This window comes from Chamaesiphon sp. VAR_69_metabat_338, assembly GCF_031423935.1.
In the GTDB taxonomy this organism is placed as follows: domain Bacteria; phylum Cyanobacteriota; class Cyanobacteriia; order Cyanobacteriales; family Chamaesiphonaceae; genus Chamaesiphon.
In genome coordinates this window covers 1-3,206 of record NZ_JANPGM010000156.1, presented here as the reverse complement: position 1 = coordinate 3,206, position 3,206 = coordinate 1, and the positions used below count along the sequence as shown (strand labels likewise).

The 3,206-nt window shown below is 47.6% G+C and carries 2 protein-coding genes; both read left to right on the top strand.

Going from position 1 to position 3,206, the window contains the following annotated elements; genetic code table 11:
* Window positions 1–235, top strand: a 235-nt coding sequence (locus tag RMO84_RS04665; RefSeq protein ID WP_310487317.1) for a hypothetical protein, incomplete at its 5' end; no start/stop codon positions are given.
* Window positions 236–316: 81 nt separating this feature from the next.
* On the top strand, window positions 317–3,127 hold the full coding sequence (locus RMO84_RS04660; protein ID WP_310487316.1) for a peptidase domain-containing ABC transporter: 2,811 nt from the start codon (window positions 317–319) through the stop codon (window positions 3,125–3,127).
* Window positions 3,128–3,206 lie beyond the last annotated feature (79 nt).

Genomic DNA, 3,206 nt, shown 5'->3' with positions numbered 1-3,206 from the left:
TGTTCCTGCGTATTTAGTAGGATCGCTAACTGTCGATTATTTCCAGCTCTACCATCCAGATAAACTTCCAGGCTTTATGAGAACAGGGACTATTATTTCTCAGCAAGTTGAAGCACGAAATGGAAATATTGCACCATTATTACTACTGCGAACATTGGCAGCGATCGCTTCCGTGACTGGTGCCTCTTTAATGTCAGCAATATCCAAAGGTTTTTCAGATTTTCAGATATTTTAAAAAGCCCGATCGCCACTATATCGATCGATAACTAATACTCACTATTAAATAATCATCTAGCGATCTGCCACTTTTCTAGCTATGGTTCAAAATGCTGCGACTGCCACTATCCCCGAATCTTACTTAATCCCCGCACTGGGGATTGAAATCGACAGATCGGATCTGATCGAAATCCAATCCCACGCTCAACTATTCTCGATCGATCCAGGCACCACCTTCTGGCAATCTGGCAGCGAAAATCCTGGTATCTACATCGTCCTCACTGGCAAAATCCGCCTGTTCGATCGCAAAGACGATCGATTAGCCGCCCTCATTATCGGTCAGAGCTTCGGTGAAAGCAGCCTCTTTCCCGATGCCGATTTTCAGACCTATATTGCCAAATCCCCGCTCGTAGTGAGTGGTAGCGGCATTCAGGTTGGTTTCATTCCCAGAGCGGCGATCTTGTCTCTGTGGGCAAAATACCCAGAGATCCAGACATATCTGAGTCAAACCGCCCAACAATTCGATCGAGTCGTGCGCGGTGAAATTGCCCCACTCCCCCTCATTCAATCTGCGCCAGATTTTATCGATCGCCAGTCAGTGACTAGTTTTCAACTTCCCGCTTTACCCGCGATCGAGACTGCCTTACAACCAACTCCAACTCCCAAACAGACAGAGCGGAAAGGGCAGCAAAAACTCAGTGCGGCTTATTTTCCTACCCCCAGGCAAAAAATCGGGCATTGGTGGCAGCATGTCACCCACAACTATCCCTTCTACGCTCAACAAGGGGCATCAGATTGTGGTGCGGCTTGCATCGTGATGGTGGGCAGGTATTGGGGCAAAGAGCTGAATATCAATCGGCTGCGAGAACTCGCCTACGTCAGTCGCGATGGCGCGTCGCTCAAAGGTTTGGTTAATGCCGTCGAAAAGATCGGCTTTAATTGTCGCCCCGTTAAAGCTAGCCTCGCGCGACTGGCAAATCAAAAGCTCCCGGCGATCGCGCATTGGCAGGGCAACCACTATATCGTGGTGTTTGAGATTACCACTGAGCATGTCATTGTCTGCGATCCGGCGATCGGTCAGCGAAAATTAACACATGCCGAATTTAAGCAGGGATGGACGGATTTTTGCTTGTTATTAGAGCCGACTTTGGCACTAGCAAAAAAGGTCGAGGGCAAATCTACCGATCTCTTCCAGTTATTTCAACTGATTGCCCCGCATAAAGTGGTCATTGGCGAAATTTTTATTGCCTCGATCGTTTTGCAATTATTCGGACTGATTTCGCCGATCTTCACGCAGTTAATTCTCGATCGCGCGGTCATTCACAAATCGGCTAGCAGTCTCGCCACCTTTGGAGTTGGGCTAGTCATTTTTGGCTTTTTCAAGATTGCCATGTCGTCCCTGCGGCAATATCTGATGGCGATTACTGCCAATCGGATCGATGCGGCGTTGGTGATTGGCTTTATTCGGCACACATTCAGTCTGCCCTTGAGTTATTTTGATGCCCGTCATGTTGGGGATATCATCTCGCGGATTCAGGAAAATCATAAGATTCGGAGTTTTATTACCGGCCAATCTTTAGGAGTATTACTAGATCTAATGTCGGTGTTCGTCTATGCCACGCTGATGTTTGTCTATAGCTGGAAATTAGCTCTGGTAACGCTGATATCGATTCCGCCCTTTCTAATTCTCAATCTGGCTTCGACACCATTTCTCAAGAAAATGTCGCGGGAGATGTTTATTGCTTCAAATCACGAGAATAGCTACCTGATTGAAGCTCTCAATGGCGTCCGCACGGTCAAATCAATGTCAGTTGAAAAATCCGTCCGCTGGCAGTGGGAAGAACGCTTGAATAAAGAAATCAAGCAATCTTTTCGCAGCCAAATGGTGGGATTAAAACTCGGCGCAGTTAGTTCGGCGATCGATACGATTAGCAGTACCGCATTAACCTGGGTCGGTGCAGCTCTAGTAATTTCGGGCGAATTTACGATCGGGCAACTATTTGCATTTAATATGCTCTCTGGGAATGTGATTAGTCCCTTTCAGCGGTTAGTGGGATTGTGGGGGAGTATTCAAGAAATTGGGATTGCGATCGAACGGTTGTGCGATGTGATTGAAGCCAAACCAGAAGAAGATGGGGATATTAATTACCAAGACTTGGGCAGATTTCAAGGTCATGTCAAATTTGAAAATGTGACATTTCGGTATAGTAAAGATGCCGAGCTGAATATATTAGAAAATATTAACTTTGAGATCGCCCCCGGCCAAACGATCGCTGTCGTCGGGCGTAGCGGCTCGGGGAAAACTACCTTGGCAAAATTGATTTTGGGTTTATACTTACCCACGAGCGGCACCATTAAAATTGATGGCAAAGATCTGACCACAATTTCGCTGCATTCCTGGCGATCGCAAGTTGGCGTTGTCGATCAAGATACATTCCTGTTTAGCGGTACCATCAAGAGTAATATTACCCTCGCCCAACCAGGCGTAGCTCAAGAACAGATCGAACGCGCCGCCGTCCTCGCTGGTGCGGATGAATTTATTAATAAGATGCCGATGCGCTACGAAACCGAAATCGGCGAAGGCGGCGGGATGCTCTCTGGCGGACAACGGCAACGGCTGGCGATTGCGCGTGCCCTGCTGGGCGACCCGCGCTTGCTGGTATTTGATGAGGCTACTAGTAGTTTAGATGCAGAATCAGAGCGGATTATTCAAGACAATTTGGAGCAAATTAGGCGCGATCGCAGCACGCTAATTATCGCCCATCGCCTCTCGACAGTCCAAAACGCCGACCTAATTTTGGTGCTGGATAAAGGCATCCTCATCGAGCAAGGCACGCATGTGGAACTAATGGCTAAACGCGGACACTATCACTATCTCAATCGGCAACAATTAGCGACGATTCAGGAATAAAAATCGAACTCGTGCAAATTTTGCACGCACCGCGAACCGCACGCGCAAAATATAACTGTTTCTATTTATCTTGCAGTCG

Coding starts and splice junctions, on each gene's coding strand:
- RMO84_RS04660 (WP_310487316.1), top strand. CDS start 317: ATGGTTCAAAATGCTGCGACTGCCACTATCCCCGAATCTTACTTAATC.